Source organism: Halomonas sp. SIMBA_159 (assembly GCF_046536035.1).
Lineage (GTDB): Bacteria > Pseudomonadota > Gammaproteobacteria > Pseudomonadales > Halomonadaceae > Vreelandella > Vreelandella venusta_A.
Window position 1 is genome coordinate 1 of the sequence record NZ_JAWJBT010000990.1, and the last position, 257, is coordinate 257.

The 257-nt window shown below is 44.7% G+C and carries 1 protein-coding gene; it reads left to right on the forward strand.

The window, feature by feature from the left end; translation table 11 throughout:
• A partial coding sequence (locus tag R0J87_RS22220) for a hypothetical protein (protein ID WP_498889025.1) occupies window positions 1–245 on the forward strand: 245 nt, incomplete at its 5' end.
• Window positions 246–257: the final 12 nt, after the last annotated feature.

Sequence of the window (257 nt, forward strand, 5' to 3'; positions counted from 1 at the left end):
CCTCCCATACAATGGAATCCATTATCGTTTTATACCCTTTTACCGGCTCCCGCATTCTTTATAGCCGGCGTAGATTTCTAGATATTCGAATCGAACGGGCGAAAATTTTGTCCAGCCGTGACAAAATTGCGCATATCGATCAAGGTTTTCAATTGAATGGCCCAGCCATTTTCTTGGCTCCTCTTTCCGAGCTATGCCATACTGGGAGCATAAACAATGAGGGGGAATTCAAATGGCAGAATTGAACGCGATGATGG